Genomic DNA, 18079 nt, shown 5'->3' on the forward strand with positions numbered 1-18079 from the left:
GCGGAGCACTGACAACGGCCGCGCGCGGCCCCGGTGACCCGCCCGCGGCAACTACCGTGCCCCGTATGCTCCTCACCCCTCTGCGGCTCTCGCCGGATCGTGACATCCCGGCGGCCCTTCTCACCGAACTGACCTCCCTCTACGCGGCCCACCGTGAGTTCCACGCCCTCAGTGGTGACTTCCCGGACCCCGACGACATCCGGCCGGAGCAGGTGGCTGCCGAGTTGGCGGACGAGCTTGCGCAGCCGGGCGTGGAGGTGTTGCTCGGGCGGAGTGCGGGGCGGCTGGTCGGGGTGGTGATCACTCTCGCCCGGCACCCCGACCCGGCCGACCCGGACCCGTGGATCGGGCTGCTGATGGTGGACGCCGACCGGCAACGGCAGGGACACGGGCGGGAGTTGGCTCGGCTCGTGGAGGACCGCTTCCGCGCCGAGGGCCGCCAGGCCGTACGCCTCGCCGTCCTCGACGGCAACGACCGCGCCCTCGCGTTCTGGACCGCCCTCGGGTACGAGGTGATCGACCACCGGAGCGATCGGCTACGCGGTCGTCCCTGCTCGGTGCTGCGGAAGGTCCTGTCAGACGGGGGTCGCCGCTGACGTGCGGCGCCTGCGGACCGTGCGGACCAGCGCCCCGAGGGCGATCGCGTTCACCAGCGCGCCGAGTGCGAGGCCGAGGTAGAAGGGGGCGTCCGTGGGGATCCAGGCGAACGCGACCGTGAAGAGGAAGTTCGTCGGGGCGGTGAGCAGCATGGGGACGACGTAGAACATGGTGTCGGCCCTGAGGTAGACGTCCTCGAACAGCGCGTAGCACGCCAGGAACTCCACCAGGCACAGGTAGCCGCGGGAGAGCCGGTTGTTCCAGGCGAGGGCGAGCAGGGCACGGCCGCGGCCGGTGGGACTCACTGTGTGCTCCGATCAGTCGGGGTCGCACAGGCGAGGACGGCGGAATCAGGACCCGGGTTCCGCGGGCTTGCCGTCGCCGTACAGCCAGTCGTCCCAGATCGGGCCGAAGTCCTTGTCCGGCGCCGACTTCTCGACGTATGCCGTGAAGTCGGCGGTGTCCGCGGTGCCGTGCCGGTGGGCCGCCGCCCAGCCCCGCAGGAGGCCGGCGAAGGCGGTGTCACCGACGGTCTGCCGGATCCGGTGCAGAACCATGGCGCCGCGCACGTACACCGGGCTGTCGGAGATGTGCGCGGCGCTAGACGGCTCGGCGGGCGGGAAGGACCACACGTCGTCGTCCTCGCCGTGGGCGTACACCTCGTCGAAGGTCTGCTGCGCGCTGCCCCCGCCGTGCTCCTCCTCCCACAGCCACTCGCCGTAGGTCGCGAAGCCCTCGTTGAGCCACATGTCCCGCCAGGTCCGCGGGCTGACCGAGTCGCCGTACCACTGGTGGGCGAGTTCGTGGACGAGGGTCGCGGTGTCGGGGGCGCCGGGGAAGAAGGGACGGTTCTGCGTCTCCAGGGCGTACCCCGCGTCGCCCTCGCGGTCGACGATCGCGCCGGCGGAGGAGAAGGGGTACGGCCCGAAGGTCTTCTCCTCCCAGGCGAGCACCTCCGGGATCCGCGCCAGCACCGTCCGGCTCGCGGCCGCCTCCGCCGGGTCGACGGCCGTGTACAGGGGCAGCCCGGAGGGGGTCGTGGAGCGCTGGATGTCGTAGTCGCCGATCGCGAGGGTGGCGAGGTAGCTCGCCATGGGCTCGGCGGTGTGCCAGGTGGATGTCGTACGGCTGTCCACGGTCCGCTGCGCCGTCAACTCGCCGTTGGACACGGCCTCCAGGCCCTCGGGGACGGTGATCGTGAGGTCGTAGGACGCCTTGTCGGAGGGGTGGTGGTTGCCCGGGAACCAGGCCATCGAGCCGGTCGGTTCACCGAGGGCCACCGCGCCGTCGTCGGTGGGCAGCCAGCCCTCCTCGGAGCCGTCCGGGTCGGTGATCGTCTTCGGCGTGCCGGAGTAGCGGACGGTCACCCGGAAGACGCGGCCCTCGTCGAGGTCGTCGTGTGGGCGGACGGTCAGCTCGTGGCCCGCGCGGTTCCAGCGGGCCCCGGCGCCGTCGACGGTGACCTTCTCCACGTCCAGGCCGTCGAGGTCGAGGTCGAACGCGGTGAGGTCCTGGGTCGCGCGGGCGGTGAGGGTCGCGGTGCCGGAGAGCCGCCCGGTGTCCGGGGCGTAGGCGAGGTCGAGGGCGTAGTGGGTGACGTCGTAGCCGCCGTTGCCCATCTTCGGGAAGTACGGGTCGCGCAGGCCGGAGCCGCCGGGGGTGCCGTGCACCCCGCCGTCGCACCCGGTCAGGACGCCCGCGGTCAGGGTGCCCGCGAGGAGGAGGGCGAGGGGGGCGAGGCGGGCGGGCGGCGCGGATCGGGGCACGCGGTGATCCTATGAGAGCCCGCGTGACACCATCACGTACGTGCTCGACATCGGCTACGCCCTCTCCAACCGCTTCCCGGACCCCCCGCAGACCGACTACCGGCGCGCGGACGTGCACGCGCTGCGGCACGACCTGTTCTGCGGGGACGTCTATCTCGCGGACACCAAGGAGGACCGGGAGCTGTCCACAGCCTGGGGATGGGTGCCGGTGCTCGACTTCGCGTGGGCGCTGTGCGACATCGTGGAACGCCTCGACCGCGACCCGGCCGGCTCCCGCGCCTCCCGCCCCCAGCACGCGGAGCTCGACTTCACCGAGTCCACCGACCGGATGCTCTTCGAGCGCCGCTTCGGCTGGGTGGACGTCGAGGCGGACTGGATGCGCGCCGAGGAGCCCCCGCTCACCTTCTCCCACGCGGACCTGCGCCGCGAGGCCCGAGACTTCCTGCACGACCTGATCGCCGACCTGATCGACCTGCACGAGGACCTGGGCGAGAACCCGGCGATCTGGACGCTTCAGGCCCGGTTCCCGAGAGTGAAGTGACGATGACAAGCACCGACACCTTGGCCGACGTCCCCGTCGACGAGACGCTGCTGCGCTCCCTGCTGAAGGAGCAGCACCCGGATCTCGCGGACCTGGAGGTGGGCCCCGTCTTCCGCGGCTGGGACAACGAACTCTGGCGTCTCGGCGAGGAGTTGGCGGTACGGCTGCCCCGCACACCCCGGGCTCCGGAGCTCCTCGCCAAGGAGTACCGCTGGCTGCCCGTCCTCGCCCCGCGGCTCCCGCTCCCCGTGCCCACGCCGGTCCGGCTCGGCCGGCCGTCCTCGCTCTTCCCCGCCGCCTGGACCGTGGTCGAGTGGGTCCCCGGCGACCCGGCCGACCGCGTCCCGGTCACCCGCGCCGACCACGCGGCCGACGCCCTCGCGGGCTTCCTGCGCGCCCTGCACCGCCCGGCGCCCGCCGACGCACCGGCCAACCCGGACCGGGGGGTGCCGCTCGCGACCTTCGCGTCCCGGGTCGAGGAGACGCTCCGGACGACGGACTTCGGCGAGTTCGCCACGGACGACATCCGCGAGGTGTGGGAGGCGGGCCTCGCCGCGCCCGTCCGGCAGGAGCCCGCGCTGTGGCTGCACGGCGATCTGCATCCCGCGAACGTGGTGGTGGCGGACGGGACGCTCACGGGCGTCGTCGACTTCGGCGAGCTGTGCGCCGGCGACCCGGCGACCGACCTGTCGGCCGCCTGGATGCTCCTCCCGGACGGCGCGGCGGCCCGCTTCCTGGAGTCCTACGGCACCCACGACACCGCCCTGATCACCCGCGCCCGCGCCTGGGCGACCGCCCGCGCCTTCGGCCTCATCGCCATCGGCCAGGCAGGCGACCAGGGCCTCCCCGGCGGCAAACCGACCTGGGGCCCGGCGGGGTGGGCGACCCTGCGGCGAGTCCTGGCGGACACGGGCACCTGACGGGACGGCGAGCCACACCAAAGAGCCCCATGGCCAGCCGGCTCGCCCTCTCCGGCCGGCCCACCCCCGGTCCTCCTCCGCCCGTTACCCCTCCCTCCCTCGTCACCCCTCCCCTCGTCACCCCACCCCCGTCACCCGTCCCCCCGTCACCCCTCCACCCGAATCCCCACCTCCGCCGCCAGCGCCGGTGCCAGATCCAGTAGTTGGGACGGGCTGATCACCGCTCCCGCGAGGCGGTCCACGCCCCGGGCGATCTCCAGCGACGCGGCACCGCGCAGGTCGACGTCCTTCAGGGTCGCCGCCGTGAGGTCCGCGCCCTTGAGCGCGCAGTCCACGAACTCCACGCGCTCCAGCCGCGCGCCCCCGAAGTCCGGTTCCACCAGCACGCAGCCCTCGAAGACGACGTCCCGCAGGACGGCCGTACGCAGGTTCAAGTAGTCGATCTTGCCGCCGCGGATCACGACCCGCTCCAGAGCCGCGCCGTGCAGCTGGACTCCCCCCAGCCGGGCGTCGACCAGCTCGACGTCCCGCAGGGTCGACTCCGCGAGGTCGGTGCCCACACCCCGTATGCCGGTGAGGACCGAGTCCAGGAAGCGGGCGTGGTGCAGCCGCGTCTCGTCCAGCGCGCACGCCCGCAGCGCGCAGTCCATGAAGCGGGCACCCGCGCCGTCCTGGCCGGCGAAGTCCGCCTCGGCGAACTCCACCCCGTCGTAGTCCCCGTCCGGCTCCAGCTCCCCTCCCCCGAACGGCTCCAGCGGCGGCAGCCGCACCTCCGGCCGCCGCGCCCCCTTCACCCTGCCCGCACCCGTCCCTCGGCTCACCATGACCCCATCCTGCACCCCACCACTGACAACCCGCCTGACCTGCACAAACAGATCGCATGTCACATTCCGGTGCCCGCCGGCGGTCATACCGACGAGAGACGAGACCCGAGCGACGAGAAACGAGCGACCCGACCCCGAGCAGAGGGAGACCCAGCCATGCACCGCATCACCGTCATCGGCGGCGGCCTCGCCGGACTGACCGCGGCGATCACCGCAGCCGAGGCGGGCACCAAGGTCACCGTGTACGAGGCCCATCACACCCTCGGCGGCCGGGCCAGGACCGCCGAGGGGCCGTACCTCACCAACGACGGGCCGCACGCCCTCTACAACGGCGGCCCGCACTGGTCCTGGCTCCGGCAACGCGACCTCATCGGCCCGCTCGCCCCCCTCCCGCCCCTGGAGGCGGCCCGGCTGCGGCTGCGGCACAAGGGCGTACTGCGCCGCACCCCGCCCTTCGCCATGCTCAAGCTGCTGCGCCGCAGCGCCCAACAGGCCCCCGTCGACGAGGACTTCCTGTCCTGGGCGACCCGGCAGGCCGGCGAGGAGGGCGCCCGCGCCGCCGCCCACTACTCCGCCGTGGCCCTCTTCCACCACGACCCCGGCGCCCTGTCCGCCGCGTTCGTGCAGGAGCGGCTGCGGCGCGCCACCAAGCTGCCGCCCGAGGCGCACTACCCGCGCGGCGGCTGGGCCACGGTCGTCGACCGGATGGCCGCCCGCGCCTGGAACCTGGGCGTCCGGATGGAGACGCTGTCCCGCGTCGACACCCTGCCCACCGACACCCCCGTCGTCGTCGCCACCTCCCTCGACGCGGCCCGCCGGCTCCTCGGCGACGACTCGCTGACCTGGCCGAGCGGCCGTACGACCCTGATCGACCTCGCCCTGCGCACCCGACGCGGCGACGCCTTCGCCGTCTCCGACCTCGACTCCCCGGGCTGGATCGAACGGTTCACCGCCCAGGACCGGACCCTCGCCCCCGCGGGCGAACAGCTCCTCCAGGGCCAGATCCCCATCGCCCCGCACGAGTCCAAGGCCGACGGGGTCCGCCGCGCCGAGGAGCTCCTCGACCTCGCCTTCGAGGGCTGGCGCGAGCGCGTCACCTGGCGGCGCGAGTCCGTCGCGAACGGCCGTACCGGAGCCGTCGACCTGCCGGGCACCAGCTGGCGCGACCGGCCCGCCATCGACCGCGGCGACGGCGTCTACCTCGCGGGCGACCAGGTCGCGGCGCCCGGAGTGCTGTCGGAGGTGTCGTTCACCAGCGCGCTGACCGCCGTATCGCTGGCACTCGGCCGCAACGCCCTTGACCTCAAGCATGCTTGAGGTCGGAGGGTGGGCGCACACCTACAGGGCGCACACCAACACGGGAGGGCTCACCCATGCACGCCATCCGCCTGCACACCTTCGGCCCCGCCGAGAACCTCACCTACGAGACCACCGAGGACCCGGCACCGGGCCCCGGCCAGGTCCGTATCGCCGTACGAGCGGCAGGCGTCCACCTCCTGGACACCGCCCTGCGCGAGGGGCAGCAGGGACCGCTGCCCCGGCCGACCGAACTGCCCACCGTCCCCGGCCGCGAGGTCGCCGGAGTCGTCGAGTCCCTCGGCGAGGGCGTGGCCGCCCTGTGGCTCGGCAAGCGCGTGGTCGCCCACCTCGGCTTCGCCCCCGGAGGCTACGCCGAACTCGCCGTCACCGACGTCGACCGCGTCCACGAGATCCCCGAAAGCCTCGACTTCGCGCAGGCCGTCGCCATGATCGGCACCGGCCGTACGGCGATGGGGATCCTCCAGTTCGCCGAACTCGGCCCGAACTCCTTGGTCGTGGTCCCGGCGGCCGCCGGAGGCATCGGCACGCTGCTCGTGCAGTACGCGAAGAACGCGGGCGCCACGGTCGTCGGCCTGGCGGGCGGACCGCGGAAGGTCGCGCTCGTCGCGGAGAACGGCGCCGACCTCGCCGTCGACTACACGGACCCCGCGTGGGCCGACAAGGTCCGCGCCTTCCTCGGCGGCCGGCCCGCCACCGTCGTCTTCGACGGGGTGGGCGGGGACATCGCCCGCGAGTCCGTCCGCCTCCTCGGCGAACACGGGCAGCACATCGTCTTCGGCTGGTCCGGCGAGGGAATCCACGACGGCGGCCCCTACCTCGTCGAAGGCGTCTCCGAGCAGGTCCTCGGGCCCGTGATGGCCCAGAAGGCGGGCGGTCCGAACCCCATCCGCACCCTCGAACTGCGCGCCCTCGCCGAAGCCGCCGCGGGCCGTCTCACCCCCGCCGTACAACGCTTCCCGCTCGCCGAGGCGGCCGCCGCGCACCGGGCGCTGGAGACCCGCGGCACAACCGGAAAGGTGGTCCTCGAGCCATGACACGCCCAGATGCGTCCCGTACCGATCCATGGTCTTCTGACCAGGTGAGTGTCACCCGGACAGGTGAAGATCCACGCCGTTGGTGGGGCCTGGTGGTCATCGCCCTCGCGCAGCTGATGGTCGTCCTCGACGCGACCATCGTGAACATCGCCCTCCCCTCCGCACAGCAGGACCTCGGCATGTCCGACGGCAACCGGCAGTGGGTGATCACCGCCTACACCCTCGCCTTCGGCGGCCTGCTCCTGCTCGGCGGCCGCATCGCCGACCTGGTCGGCCGCAAACGCACCTTCGTGATCGGCCTGGTCGGCTTCGCCGCCGCCTCCGCACTCGGCGGCGCCGCCACCGGCCCGGGCATGCTCTTCGCCGCCCGCGCCCTCCAGGGCGTCTTCGCGGCCGTCCTCGCCCCCTCCGCGCTGTCCCTGCTGACCACGACCTTCACCGACCCCAAGGAACGCGGCAAGGCCTTCGGGATCTACGGCGCCCTCGCGGGCTCGGGTTCCGCCATCGGGTTCATCGTCGGCGGCCTGCTCACCGAGTACCTGAACTGGCGCTGGTGCCTGTACGTCAACGTGCCCATCGCGGTGATCGCCGTCTTCGGCGCCCTCGTCCTCCTCCACGACCGGCCCGGCCACACGGGCGCCCGCCTCGACGTGCCCGGCGTGCTGCTGGGCTGCGGCGGCCTGGTCGCGATCGTCTACGGCTTCAGCGAGGCCCAGCCGCGGGGCTGGAGCGACCCGCTGGTGGTGGCGCTGATCGCGGGAGGTGTCGTCCTGCTCGCGGCCTTCGTGTGGTGGCAGTCCCGGGCGCCGTACCCCCTGCTCCCGCTGCACATCGTCAAGGACCGCAACCGCGCGGGCTGCTTCCTGACCATGGGGCTCGCCGTCATCGGGATGTTCGGCCTGTTCCTGTTCATGACCTACTACCTGCAGGTCGTGCTGGCCTACTCCCCCGTGCGCACCGGGCTGGCCTTCCTGCCGATGACCGCCGCGATCATCATCGGCTCGACCCAGATCTCGGCCCGGCTGATGAACCATGTCGCCCCGCGCATGCTCATGGTCCCCGGCATGATCCTCGCCGCGAGCGGCATGCTGGTGCTCACGCAGATGACGGTGGACAGTTCCTACACCACCGAGATCCTGCCCGCCCTGCTCCTCATGGGCCTCGGCATGGGCCTCACCTTCATGCCGGTGTTCTCCACCGCCACCGCGGGCGTCGCCCCGCAGGACTCCGGGGTCACCTCGGCGACCGTCAACACCTCGCAGCAGGTGGGCGGTTCCATCGGTACGGCCCTGCTCAACACCATCGCCACCACCAGCAGCACGGCGTACATCACCGCGCACCTCACCAACCCCGCGCAGAAGGCCCTCGTCGTCAAGGAGGGCGTGGTGCACGGCTACACGGTGGCCATCTGGTGGGCCGCGGGCATCATGCTCCTGGCCGGCCTCATCGCAGGCCTGATGGTCACGGCGAAGCCGCCGAAGCAGGGAGCTCCGGCACAGGCGCCGGTACCGGAATCGGTGGCGTGAAAGGGGAGAGGGGCGAACCACGCCGGGTCAGGTCGCGGAGCGGCCGCGGCCCGGCGGGGGCTGGTCGCACCGGCCCGCACACGCACGACGACGAACCGCCCCCCAGCCGTCCACTCAGTGCCGACCGGCAACCCGGTCGGCCCACCGCGCCAGCCTCGACGACTCCGCGCTGTGGCTCATCGTCTCCCGGCGGTCCGCCGCCCGGTACGTCGCGTACATGCCCTGCACACCCAGCCAACGCAGCGGCTCCGGCTCCCACTTGCGCACCTTGTGCCCCACCCACGGCAGCTCCGTCAGCTCGGTCCGCCCGCCCTGCCCCGAGTCCCGCTGCACCAGATCGCGCAGCGTCCGAGCGGCCAGGTTGGCCGTCGCGACACCCGAGCCGACGTAACCCCCCGCCCAGCCGATCCCCGTCGAACGGTCCAGCGTCACCGACGCACACCAGTCCCGCGGCACCCCCAGCACCCCCGACCAGGCGTGCTCGATCCGCGTCCCGGCCAGCATCGGGAAGAAGCTCACCAGGATCTCCCTGAGCGCCTCCACCGTCGCCCCCTGCGTCCGCCCGTCGTTGTCCGTCCGCGACCCGAACCGGTACGGCACCCCCCGCCCGCCCAACGCGATCCGCCCGTCGGCGGTGCGCTGCGCGTACATGTACGCGTGCGCCATGTCCCCCAGCGTCTGCCGCCCCTCCCAGCCGATCGCCGCCCACTGCTCGGGGGTGAGCGGCTCGGTCGCGATCATCGACGAGTTCATCGGCAGCCAGGTCCGCCGCTGCCCCTTCAGCGCGGCCGTGAAGCCCTCCGTGCAGCGCAGCACATACGGCGCGCGAACCGTGCCGTACGGCGTCACCGCGTGCTTGGGCCTGATCTCCGTCACCGGAGTCTGCTCGTGAATCGTCACGCCCAGCCCCTCGACGGCCGCCGCCAGCCCCTTCACCAGCCGCACCGGATGCACCCGCGCCCCGTGCGGAGTCCAGGACGCACCCACCGCGTCCGCGACCCGCACCCGCTCCGCCGTCTCCCGGGCCCCGTACAGCTCACGGTCCTTCTCGCCGTACGACAACTCATGCTCGTGGAAGGCCCTCAGCCGCGCCAACTGCGCGGGCGTACGCGCGACTTCGAGCACGCCCCCCTTGTGCAGCCCGGCGTCGAAGCCCTCCTCACCGACCACCCGGACGACCTCGTCGACGGTGTCGTTCATGGCCCGCTGAAGACGTACGGCGGCCTCGTGCCCGTGCAGCTTCGCGTACCGGTCACGACCCGCGACACCGTTGTACAGCCAGCCGCCGTTGCGCCCCGAGGCGCCGTAGCCGCAGAACTTCTGCTCCAGGACCGTGATCCGCAGAAACGGCACGGCCTTCTTCAGGTAGTACGCCGTCCACAGCCCCGTGTACCCGCCGCCGACGATCACCACGTCCGCCGACGCGTCACCCGCGAGCGGCTCCCGCGCCTCGGGAAAGCCGTCGTCCGCGTACCAGAAGGAGACACCGCCGTTCACGACACTGCTGCTCATGGCCAGGGACGTTAACCCGCGGACACGCCCGCTGTCTCCTTCGGATTCCGCACTCTCACCAGCGGATAACACCCGAATCCGATCAGCACGGAAGTGAAGTGCCCCAGGTCCGTGAAGGTCCGCCCGGTCACCAGCGGCACCGCGTACACGACCAGCACCACGAACCCGTACACGAACCGCCACGGCCGCGGAATCCGGTACACCAGCACCGCCACCACCCCCGCCAGCGCGTAACTCACCCCCACGTCCAGCGTGTTGACCGCCGACTCCGGCGCCATCCCGTGCCGGATCCCCCACAGCAGCGCCCCCTCACTGATCAACGTGGCCAGCACATGCGCCGCCGCACACACCACCAGCCAGCGCAACGTCCCCAGCCACCGCTCCGCCTGCGCGTGAAAGACCGAATAGAGGACGACGTACGGCAACCAGTGCCCGCCGTCGATCCACATCGCACTGGCGACCAGCACCCGCACCGGATTGCTCGACAGCTCATGGATGTTGGTCGAACGCTGCCGCAGGAACTCCTCCTCGAACGCCGGCGACATGTGGTGCAACGCCACCGTCGTCACGAACAGGATCCCCAGCCACACATAGGTGCCGGGAGCCCTGCGGACATAGGACCGCACCCCGTGGACACCCCGATCAATCCGCATGAGCCGATTCACCCACGCCGGTAGGGTCCCGCACGTGATCGACATCCCGGAGGAACTGGCAGCATCACAGGAGCTTTACAACGGCGACCGGGGACGGCAGTTCATCACCGCACTGCCCACGCTGGTGGAGGACTTCCTGGAGCGCTGGGACCTCAGACCGGACGGCCCGCCCATGCACGGCGTCGCCGCACTGGTCCTGCCGGTCCTCAAGGACGACACCCCCGCCGCCCTCAAACTCCAACTCCTCGACGACGAGAGCGCCGGCGAACCCCTCGCCCTGCGCACCTGGGACGGCGACGGCGCGGTCCGCCTCCTCGACCACGACCCCGTCACCCACACCATGCTCCTGGAGCGCCTCGACTCCACCCGCATGCTCTCCACCCTCCCCGGCACCCGGGACGCGGTCCTCGTCATCGCGGAACTGCTCGCCCACCTGACCGCCGGCCCCGCCCCCGCCGGCCTGCGCCACCTCGGCGACATCGCCCAGACCATGCTGGACAGAACCCCGGCGGCACTGCAGCGCATCCCCGACCCCGACACCCGCCGCACCGTCGCCGACTGCGCCGCCGCCCTGCGCGAAGTCGCCGACGAACCCGGCGACCGACTCCTCCACTGGGACCTCCACGACGAGAACGTCCTCGCCTCCGACCGCGCCCCCTGGCTCGCCATCGACCCCAAACCCCTCGCCGGCGACCCCGGCTTCGAACTCTGGCCCGCCCTCGACAACCGCTACGACCCCGACGACACCCTCTGGCGCTTCGACGCCATGACCGACGTCCTCGGCCTGGACCGCGCACGCGCCCGCGCCTGGACCCTGGGACGCCTCCTCCAGAACGCCCTCTGGGACATCGAGGACGGCCGCCCCCTGGAACCCCGCCAACTCGACATCGCCCACCGCCTGCGCACCCCGGGAGCCTGACGTGATCCGCCCCGCCACCCCCGCCGACATCCCGGCCATCCACACCCTGATCCGCGAACTCGCCGACTACGAGAAGTCCTTGACCGAGGTCCGCACGACCGAGGAACAACTCCACACCGCCCTCTTCGGCGACCACCCCGCAGCCCACGCCCACGTCGCGACCGACTCCACCGACACCGTGATCGGCTACGCCGTCTGGTTCCTCAACTTCTCCACCTGGCGCGGCGTCCACGGCATCTACCTGGAAGACCTCTACGTCCGCCCCCAGTCCCGCGGCGCCGGCCACGGCAAGGCCCTCCTCACCGAACTCGCCCGCATCTGCGTCGAACACGGCTACCAACGCCTCGAATGGTCCGTCCTCAACTGGAACACCCCCGCGATCACCTTCTACGAGTCCCTGGGCGCCCGCCCCCAGACCGACTGGACGGTGTACCGCCTGACCGACGAGTCCTTGATGAAGGCAGCAGGCACACCCCGCGACTGACCAGGACATCACCTACAGGCACCGAGACAGCAGGGCAACGCCCCACCTGACCCCGCCGAGACAAGGCAGCGCACCCCGCAGATGCGGCACGAAACCGCCGCGACGTGACTCCGGGGTGGGCGACGAAGCGAACCACGCCGGGCCTGCCGCCCCGCCCCTCCCCGCCCCCGAGGCTGCCCCTCACCGGCCCAGCCCCACCGAAGGAACACCGCACGCACACGCCTGAGCCGCCCGCGCCCTCGCCCTCGCCCGCCCCTCGCCGCAGGAGCGCCTGATGCCCACACCCACCCCCCGCCCTTCGGCCCCCGGCCCCTTCCTCCCCGGACTGGAACTCGCCCGCCGCTTCTACACCGAAGCGGTGAGGCCGCTGCTGGCCGACGCGGCCCCCGGCATCCCGCACTCCGCCGCCCGCATCGGCCCCGGCTCCGAAGTCCTCGGCTACGACACCCCCCGCTCCGCCGACCACGAATGGGGCCCACGCCTCCAGCTCTTCCTCCACCCCGAGGACGCCCCCCAGCACGCCGCCCGCATCAGCGAAGTCCTCGCCGAACGCCTCCCGAAAACCTTCCACGGCTGGCCCACGAACTTCGCCCCGACCGGCGAGCCCCGCGACATCCGCGTCATGCGCGCGACGGACGGCCCCGTCCACCACCGCGTCGAGATCACCGACATCCCCACCTGGTTCCAGGCCACCCTCGGCTTCGACCCCACACCCGGAATCACCCCCACGGACTGGCTCACCACCCCCACCCAGAACCTCGCCGAAGTCACCGCAGGAGCCGTCTTCCACGACGGCCTCAAAACCCTCGTCCCCCTCCGCAAGACCCTCACCTGGTACCCCCACGACACCTGGCTCCGAGTCCTCGCCACCCACTGGCAGGCCATCGCCGACGAGGAGGCCTTCGTCGGCCGCTGCGGCGAGGTCGGCGACGAACTCGGCTCAGCGGTGGTCACGGCAAGCCTCACCCGCACCCTGATGCGCCTCTGCCTCCTGATGAACCGCCGCTACCCGCCGTACGCGAAATGGCTGGGCACGGCCTTCACCCGCACCCCCGAGGGAGCCCACCTGACCCCAGTCCTCGCGGCAGCCCTGACCGCCCCTGACTGGCACACCCGCGAGACCCACCTGACCACGGCCTACGAAACCCTCGCGACCCTCCACAACCGGCTGGCCCTGACGGACCCCCTGGACCCGACCACGAGGCCGTACCACTCCCGCCCGTTCCGAGTACTCCGGGCAGATCGCTTCGCGGAGGCCCTGCTGTCCCGGGCGAACGCCCCGGAAGACACACAAAAGCCCAGGCCAGAAGACTCCTGACCTGGGCTTTCAAGAGCCCCCTGTCGGATTCGAACCGACGACCCTTCCCTTACAAGGGGAATGCTCTGGCCAGCTGAGCTAAGGAGGCACATCGCGCACTACAACGCCGTACGCGAGGCTGCACCACTGTACACAGAGCCGCATTCCCCAAGCCACGAAGTTCCGCACTCACCCGACCTCAAGACCATGCGTAACCAACCGCGCACCCGTTCGTTGATCGAGCTGACGTGCTGTTCCGAAGATCGGATCGTCAGGGAGGGGTCATGGGGGAGACGGAGGCCGAGCGGGTCAAACGCGAGGTTCTCGGCATCGGCGAGCGCCGGAAGCACCACACGCGCAAGGCGACTCCGCTGAAGTCCCACGCCAAGGCGCCCGACACGCATCACCGCCTCTACCGGTTCCGCTTCTATCCGACCGAGGGGCAGGCCGATCAGTTGGAGCGGACGTTCGGGGCGTGTCGGTGGGTCTACAACGAGGGGCTGGCGCTGCGTTCGGGGGCCTGGGAGCGGTATCGGGTGAACGTGGGGTTCGCGGAGACGTGTCGGGCGTTGACCGGTTGGAAGCGGAGGGAGGAGACGGCGTGGTTGCGGGATGTGTCGTCGACGGTCCTCCAGCAGTCGTTGCGCCATCTGGACCAGGCGTATGGCCGCTTCATCAAGGGTGAGGCTCGTTATCCAAAGCGGAAGAAGAAGGGGCGTTCGCGGGATACGGCCACCTATGTGCGTACGGGCTTCAGGTGGGTGGAAGATCCGGAGCGGCCAGGGACTGGGCTGATCACCTTGGCCAAGCAGTCGGTGCCGTTGGCCATCCGGTGGTCTCGGGCGTTGCCTGCCGGCGAGGTTCCGGTGCGGTTGTCGGTGACCCGGGATCGGGCCGGCCGCTATTTCGTCTCGGTGTTGGTGGAGGAGCGCATAGCTCCGCTGCCGTTGGTGTTCCTACCGGGGACGCGGGAGCCCAAGGCGGTCGGGGTGGACGTCGGGCTGGCGTCGCTGGTCATCCTTGATGACGGGACGAAGTTCGATCATCCGCGGTTGCTGAAGCGGTACGCGGAGAAGCTGGCGCGGTTGCAGCGGGAGCTGCACAGGAAGGTGCGGGGGTCGAAGAACCGGGCGAAGGTCCGGGAGAAGATCGCGCGGCTCTACGCCCTGATCAGTGACGTACGCAGGGACATGCTGAACCAGCTCACCACCCGCCTCGTGCGCGAGAACCAAGTGCTCGTGGTGGAGGACCTGTCGGTCGGGACCTTGATGCGTGCGGGGCGCGGCAAGGGGCGCGGGCGGAAGGCGAAGCTGAATCAGGCGATCATCGATGCCTCGTGGGGCGAGTTGGTTCGACAGTTGCGCTACAAGTGCGAGTGGTACGGCCGGACGCTGGTGGTCGTGGATCGCTTCTTTCCCTCGACGCGGCGATGCTCCGCCTGCCATCTCACGGGGCCAAGACTGGATGTCTCGGTTCGCAAGTGGACGTGTGCCGGGTGCGGGGCCCTGCACGATCGTGATGTGAATGCCGCCGTCAACCTTCGGGACGAGGGTTTGCGTTTGCTGGCCGCGTAGCGCGCGGCTGGTGCAGTAAGGACCGACGGGCCGTCGGCCGGAACGCCTGTGGAGTCCGTGTAAGACCGGTCAGGCGCAGCTCACCGTAGTTGTGCGTGGCTGGCAGTGGGTGGTGAAGCAGGAAGCCGTTGGGCAAGGTCAAAAGTAAGTTGCTCTGCCCGCTCGAAAATTTCCGCGAAGTTCACAGTCCTCCAGGTACTGACATACCGGTGAACGCCAGGTACCGTCCTGACCCAGTCCACCTGTGTGGACTACACCACCACCTTCCTACAACGGATCGTCCGGCACGTTCCTGCCGGTAGAAGGGGGCCTCTGAGCCATGGCCACTGTTTCGTTCGACAAGGCGACCCGTATTTACCCGGGTTCCACGAAGCCCGCCGTCGACGGTCTCGACATCCACATCGAGGACGGCGAGTTCCTCGTCCTGGTCGGCCCGTCCGGCTGTGGCAAGTCCACCTCGCTCCGCATGCTGGCGGGGCTCGAGGACGTCAACGGCGGCGCCATCCGCATCGGTGACCGTGACGTCACGCACCTGCCGCCGAAGGACCGGGACATCGCCATGGTGTTCCAGAACTACGCCCTGTACCCCCACATGACGGTCGCCGACAACATGGGCTTCGCGCTCAAGATCGCCGGCATCAACAAGGCGGAGATCCGGCAGAAGGTCGAGGAGGCCGCGAAGATCCTCGACCTCACCGAGTACCTGGACCGCAAGCCGAAGGCCCTCTCCGGTGGTCAGCGCCAGCGTGTCGCCATGGGTCGTGCCATCGTGCGTGAGCCCCAGGTGTTCCTCATGGACGAGCCGCTGTCCAACCTCGACGCCAAGCTGCGTGTGTCGACGCGTACGCAGATCGCCTCGCTCCAGCGCCGTCTCGGCATCACCACCGTCTACGTCACCCACGACCAGGTCGAGGCCATGACGATGGGCGACCGGGTGGCCGTGCTCAAGGACGGTCTGCTCCAGCAGGTCGACTCCCCGCGCAACATGTACGACCGCCCGGCGAACCTCTTCGTCGCCGGCTTCATCGGCTCCCCGGCGATGAACCTCGTCGAGGTCCCGATCACCGACGGCGGTGTGAAGTTCGGCAACAGCGTGGTGCCCGTCAACCGCGAGGCCCTCAAGGCCGCCTCAGACAAGGGTGACACCACCGTCACCGTCGGTGTCCGCCCGGAGCACTTCGACGTCGTCGAGCACAACGGCGCCGCCGCGTCGGCCCTGTCCAAGGACACCGAGGACGCCCCGGCCGGTCTCGCGGTCTCCGTGAACGTCGTCGAGGAGCTCGGTGCCGACGGTTACGTCTACGGCTCCGCCAAGGTCGGCGACGACCTGAAGGACCTGGTCGTCCGTGTCAGCGGCCGCGCGGTCCCGGAGAAGGGCGCCACGCTGCACGTCGTGCCGCGTCCGGGCGAGACCCACGTGTTCTCGACCTCCACGGGCGAGCGCCTCACCGACTGAGGACGAACCGCAGCATTTCACCCAGGTTGACGAAGAGGGCCCCGCGGAGCGCCTGCGGGGCCCTTTTCGTGCCCGGAACGGGCCTGGACGCTGTCGACGAATACCCCGGCAGACCGGTCATTTCGAGCAGTGTGCGTCAACGCCTTACCCAAAAAGCGGCACCATCTCATCCCCCGAACCGGTGACTAAATGTCGCCAAATCATTACCGCACGCTACCCTCACACGCGTGAAGCACTCCACTAACCAACAGACGCGACGCGGCCGGGGCCCCGCCCGCCGTATCGGCCGCTCCCTCGCCCTTGTCCTGCCGGTCGTCCTGGTGCTCTCCGGGACCCTCGCGGTCACCCGAGTCAACTGGTCGGGGGATCCCTCGAGCTCCTCGGTGCTCACCGCGTCGGACGCGACGGTCTCGGACGGCAAGCCGCGCAGCGTCCACCTGGCCCCGCAGGACGTCCTGCGCGAGCAGCTCCTGACCGAGCTCCAGGAGAAGAACCCGGGCACCGCCCTCACGCACCTCCAGGAGGCCGTGAACGACCGTCCGTCGCTCGCGAAGCACTGCGTCTCCATCGCGCGGGCCCTGGGCCGCGCCGCGGTCCGTGTGTACGGCCCCACGCGCGCGCAGTCGTACGCCCGCCCGGTCTGTGACACGTCCTTCGCGACGGGTGTGGCGGCGGCCCACAGCTGACCCCCACCGGCACACAGCTGGCCTCCGCCAGCACGCAGCTGACCCCCGTCGGCCCAGAGCTGACCGCCGGCGCCCGGCCGACCCCTGCGAGGGGGGATACCGCACGAGGTCGGGAATGGGGCACGTCGTACAGTTTCGGTCATGACCGATCCGAACGCCGCGTCCCGCCCGACCCAGGCCGTGATCCTGGCCGGCGGCCAGGGGTCCCGGCTGCGCCCCTATACCGACGACCGGCCCAAGCCGATGGTCGAGATCCCCGGCACGGGGACTCCGATCATCGGCCATCAGCTTGTCTGGCTCGCCGAGGAAGGCGTGACGGACGTGGTGGTCAGTTGTGGGCATCTCGCCGAGGTGCTCCAGGACTGGCTGAAGACGGCCGACCTGCCCCTGCGGGTCACGACCGTCATCGAGACGGAGCCGCTCGGCCGCGGTGGCGGTCTGAAGTACGCGGCCGCGCATCTGCCGCACCCCGACCAGGCGTGGTACGCGACGAACGGTGACATCTGGACCCGGTTCTCGCTGCGGGACATGGCGGACTTCCACACGGAGCGGGACGCGGTGGCGACGCTGGCGCTCGCGCGTCCGCGGATTCCGTGGGGGGCGGTGCAGACGGACGGGTTCGGGCACATCACGGACTTCATAGAGGCACCGCCGTCCACCTTCGAGATCAACGCGGGTGTGTACGTGTTCTCGCCCGCGTTCGCCGAGCTGCTGCCGGAGCGGGGGGATCATGAGCGGAGCACGTTCCCGACGCTCGCCCGTGAGCTGCGGCTTGCCGGGTTCCCGATTCCTCAGGGGGCGTACTGGCGGGCCATCGACACCGCGAAGGATCTGACCGAGGCCGCGAAGGAATTGGCGGCACTGGGACGCTGACGGTCGTCTTCCGCGTGCGGGTCCGTCGTGGCTGGTCGCGCCCGCGCGGCGGAGCCGCACATCGATACAGCCCCGCGCCCCTGAAAGCGCCACAGCT

At 70.9% G+C, this 18079-nt stretch carries 18 protein-coding genes and 1 tRNA gene; 13 read left to right on the plus strand and 6 right to left on the minus strand.

The window, feature by feature from the left end; all coding sequences use genetic code 11:
- Positions 1–65: 65 nt before the first annotated feature.
- Complete coding sequence (locus AC2XR2_RS20720; protein WP_491515955.1) at positions 66–596, plus strand: GNAT family N-acetyltransferase; 531 nt, start codon at positions 66–68, stop codon at positions 594–596.
- Here the strand turns inward: AC2XR2_RS20720 and AC2XR2_RS20725 are convergent.
- Both AC2XR2_RS20725 and AC2XR2_RS20730 read right to left on the minus strand, forming a co-directional pair.
- Positions 576–902: an SCO4225 family membrane protein gene (locus AC2XR2_RS20725; protein ID WP_449349107.1), complete on the minus strand. Its 327-nt coding sequence runs from the start codon at positions 900–902 to the stop codon at positions 576–578. The genes AC2XR2_RS20720 and AC2XR2_RS20725 overlap by 21 nt on opposite strands.
- Positions 903–947: 45 nt before the next feature.
- Positions 948–2363: a M1 family metallopeptidase gene (locus AC2XR2_RS20730; protein ID WP_491515956.1), complete on the minus strand. Its 1416-nt coding sequence runs from the start codon at positions 2361–2363 to the stop codon at positions 948–950.
- 40 nt (positions 2364–2403) lie between these two features.
- Between AC2XR2_RS20730 and AC2XR2_RS20735 the strand changes: the two genes are divergently transcribed.
- Both AC2XR2_RS20735 and AC2XR2_RS20740 read left to right on the plus strand, forming a co-directional pair.
- Positions 2404–2904: a hypothetical protein gene (locus AC2XR2_RS20735; RefSeq protein ID WP_381299718.1), complete on the plus strand. Its 501-nt coding sequence runs from the start codon at positions 2404–2406 to the stop codon at positions 2902–2904.
- A gap of 2 nt (positions 2905–2906) precedes the next feature.
- Entirely contained in the window at positions 2907–3824 is a 918-nt protein-coding gene (locus AC2XR2_RS20740; RefSeq protein ID WP_381299719.1) for an aminoglycoside phosphotransferase family protein, read from the plus strand.
- A gap of 146 nt (positions 3825–3970) precedes the next feature.
- On the opposite strand, the gene AC2XR2_RS20745 is transcribed toward AC2XR2_RS20740, so the two are convergent.
- A complete protein-coding gene (locus tag AC2XR2_RS20745) occupies positions 3971–4648 on the minus strand; it encodes a pentapeptide repeat-containing protein (protein WP_491515957.1) in 678 nt (225 codons plus the stop codon).
- Between the two features lie 156 nt (positions 4649–4804).
- On the opposite strand from AC2XR2_RS20745, the gene AC2XR2_RS20750 reads away from it, so the two are divergent.
- The 3 genes from AC2XR2_RS20750 (at position 4805) to AC2XR2_RS20760 (ending at position 8528) form a co-directional block, all read left to right on the plus strand.
- Positions 4805–5965: an FAD-dependent oxidoreductase gene (locus AC2XR2_RS20750; RefSeq protein WP_491515958.1), complete on the plus strand. Its 1161-nt coding sequence runs from the start codon at positions 4805–4807 to the stop codon at positions 5963–5965.
- 56 nt (positions 5966–6021) lie between these two features.
- Positions 6022–7002, plus strand: a complete 981-nt coding sequence (locus tag AC2XR2_RS20755) for a zinc-binding dehydrogenase (protein ID WP_491515959.1) — start codon at positions 6022–6024, stop codon at positions 7000–7002.
- Between the two features lie 92 nt (positions 7003–7094).
- Positions 7095–8528 (plus strand): MFS transporter, encoded by a 1434-nt coding sequence (locus AC2XR2_RS20760; protein WP_449353644.1) that lies wholly within the window; start codon positions 7095–7097, stop codon positions 8526–8528.
- A 114-nt stretch (positions 8529–8642) separates the two neighbouring features.
- Here AC2XR2_RS20760 and AC2XR2_RS20765 read toward each other — a convergent pair whose 3' ends face one another.
- Entirely contained in the window at positions 8643–10040 is a 1398-nt protein-coding gene (locus AC2XR2_RS20765; RefSeq protein WP_449349105.1) for an NAD(P)/FAD-dependent oxidoreductase, read from the minus strand.
- A gap of 11 nt (positions 10041–10051) precedes the next feature.
- A complete protein-coding gene (locus AC2XR2_RS20770) occupies positions 10052–10693 on the minus strand; it encodes a rhomboid-like protein (RefSeq protein WP_491515960.1) in 642 nt (213 codons plus the stop codon).
- On the opposite strand from AC2XR2_RS20770, the gene AC2XR2_RS20775 reads away from it, so the two are divergent.
- From AC2XR2_RS20775 to AC2XR2_RS20785, 3 genes are all read left to right on the plus strand, one after another.
- Positions 10692–11612, plus strand: coding sequence for an aminoglycoside phosphotransferase family protein (locus AC2XR2_RS20775; RefSeq protein WP_381299726.1), 921 nt, complete (start codon positions 10692–10694; stop codon positions 11610–11612). The genes AC2XR2_RS20770 and AC2XR2_RS20775 overlap by 2 nt on opposite strands.
- A gap of 1 nt (position 11613) precedes the next feature.
- Positions 11614–12096 carry a GNAT family N-acetyltransferase gene (locus tag AC2XR2_RS20780; RefSeq protein WP_491515961.1) on the plus strand — a complete coding sequence of 161 codons (483 nt, stop codon included), beginning with the start codon at positions 11614–11616 and terminating at the stop codon, positions 12094–12096.
- Between the two features lie 274 nt (positions 12097–12370).
- Positions 12371–13414, plus strand: coding sequence for a DUF4037 domain-containing protein (locus tag AC2XR2_RS20785; RefSeq protein WP_491515962.1), 1044 nt, complete (start codon positions 12371–12373; stop codon positions 13412–13414).
- Positions 13415–13428: 14 nt separating this feature from the next.
- Here AC2XR2_RS20785 and AC2XR2_RS20790 read toward each other — a convergent pair.
- Positions 13429–13502 (minus strand) — tRNA-Thr (locus AC2XR2_RS20790).
- 175 nt (positions 13503–13677) lie between these two features.
- Here AC2XR2_RS20790 and AC2XR2_RS20795 point away from each other — a divergent pair.
- From AC2XR2_RS20795 to AC2XR2_RS20810, 4 genes are all read left to right on the plus strand, one after another.
- Positions 13678–14967, plus strand: a complete 1290-nt coding sequence (locus tag AC2XR2_RS20795) for an RNA-guided endonuclease InsQ/TnpB family protein (RefSeq protein ID WP_491515963.1) — start codon at positions 13678–13680, stop codon at positions 14965–14967.
- A 319-nt stretch (positions 14968–15286) separates the two neighbouring features.
- Complete coding sequence (locus tag AC2XR2_RS20800; RefSeq protein ID WP_123761603.1) at positions 15287–16423, plus strand: ABC transporter ATP-binding protein; 1137 nt, start codon at positions 15287–15289, stop codon at positions 16421–16423.
- Between the two features lie 227 nt (positions 16424–16650).
- On the plus strand, positions 16651–17109 hold the full coding sequence (locus AC2XR2_RS20805) for a hypothetical protein (protein ID WP_330266038.1): 459 nt from the start codon (positions 16651–16653) through the stop codon (positions 17107–17109).
- Positions 17110–17250: 141 nt separating this feature from the next.
- Positions 17251–17982 (plus strand): nucleotidyltransferase family protein, encoded by a 732-nt coding sequence (locus tag AC2XR2_RS20810; protein ID WP_330266037.1) that lies wholly within the window; start codon positions 17251–17253, stop codon positions 17980–17982.
- Positions 17983–18079 lie beyond the last annotated feature (97 nt).

The sequence above is a fragment of the Streptomyces sp. LS-MS-L19 genome (assembly GCF_058382285.1).

Coding starts and splice junctions, on each gene's coding strand:
- AC2XR2_RS20740 (WP_381299719.1), top strand. CDS start 2,907: ATGACAAGCACCGACACCTTGGCCGACGTCCCCGTCGACGAGACGCTG.
- AC2XR2_RS20755 (WP_491515959.1), top strand. CDS start 6,022: ATGCACGCCATCCGCCTGCACACCTTCGGCCCCGCCGAGAACCTCACC.
- AC2XR2_RS20765 (WP_449349105.1), bottom strand. CDS start 10,040: ATGAGCAGCAGTGTCGTGAACGGCGGTGTCTCCTTCTGGTACGCGGAC.
- AC2XR2_RS20785 (WP_491515962.1), top strand. CDS start 12,371: ATGCCCACACCCACCCCCCGCCCTTCGGCCCCCGGCCCCTTCCTCCCC.
- AC2XR2_RS20720 (WP_491515955.1), top strand. CDS start 66: ATGCTCCTCACCCCTCTGCGGCTCTCGCCGGATCGTGACATCCCGGCG.
- AC2XR2_RS20810 (WP_330266037.1), top strand. CDS start 17,251: ATGACCGATCCGAACGCCGCGTCCCGCCCGACCCAGGCCGTGATCCTG.
- AC2XR2_RS20800 (WP_123761603.1), top strand. CDS start 15,287: ATGGCCACTGTTTCGTTCGACAAGGCGACCCGTATTTACCCGGGTTCC.
- AC2XR2_RS20775 (WP_381299726.1), top strand. CDS start 10,692: ATGAGCCGATTCACCCACGCCGGTAGGGTCCCGCACGTGATCGACATC.
- AC2XR2_RS20750 (WP_491515958.1), top strand. CDS start 4,805: ATGCACCGCATCACCGTCATCGGCGGCGGCCTCGCCGGACTGACCGCG.
- AC2XR2_RS20745 (WP_491515957.1), bottom strand. CDS start 4,648: ATGGTGAGCCGAGGGACGGGTGCGGGCAGGGTGAAGGGGGCGCGGCGG.
- AC2XR2_RS20795 (WP_491515963.1), top strand. CDS start 13,678: ATGGGGGAGACGGAGGCCGAGCGGGTCAAACGCGAGGTTCTCGGCATC.
- AC2XR2_RS20770 (WP_491515960.1), bottom strand. CDS start 10,693: ATGCGGATTGATCGGGGTGTCCACGGGGTGCGGTCCTATGTCCGCAGG.